Here is a 580-nt window from a genome sequence, read left to right on the forward strand (position 1 = left end):
ATACCGGGGAGATCGCCGAGACCTCCATCGAACGCCAGACCGAGCTCGTGCTGGAGCAGATGAAGCTCTGCCTGGAGACGGCGGGGACCTCGATGGAGAACGTGTTGAAGTGCAACGTCTATTGCACGAAGCCGGAAAAGTTCGGCGCCATCAACGCGATCTACGCCCGCTACTTCCCGGAAGACCCGCCGGCGCGGATCTTCATCACGGTGCCCTCCTGGTTCGGGCCCTTCGACATCGAGATGGACTGCATCGCCGCCATCTAGGCGCTTCGCCCCGGACGCGCGATGTTCCACGCCGATCAGGATGGGGAACGTCATGCGGGTTCTGGTGCTGGGCGCAGGCGCGCTGGGCGGTTATTTCGGCGGCCGCCTGGCCGAGGCCGGCGGCGACGTGACGTTCCTCGTCCGTCCAGGGCGCGCCGCCGCCCTGGCCAAGGACGGGTTGGTCATCGAGAGCCAGTTCGGCAACGCGAAGCTGGCCGTGAAGACGATCCAGGCCGCGGAGCTGCGGCCCGGCTGGGACGTCATCCTGCTGAGCAACAAGGCCTACGACCTCGACGACGCCATCGCCACCATCC

General features: G+C 66.4%; 2 protein-coding genes. Both read left to right on the forward strand.

Annotation, left to right across the window (positions count from 1 at the left end; all coding sequences use genetic code 11):
- On the forward strand, positions 1–266 hold a 266-nt coding region (locus AC1DWF_RS36915), incomplete at its 5' end, for a RidA family protein (RefSeq protein WP_476843386.1).
- A 52-nt stretch (positions 267–318) separates the two neighbouring features.
- Positions 319–580, forward strand: a 262-nt coding sequence (locus AC1DWF_RS36920; RefSeq protein WP_476843387.1) for a 2-dehydropantoate 2-reductase N-terminal domain-containing protein, incomplete at its 3' end; no start/stop codon positions are given.

The sequence above is a fragment of the Aminobacter sp. P4_D5 genome, assembly GCF_056401815.1.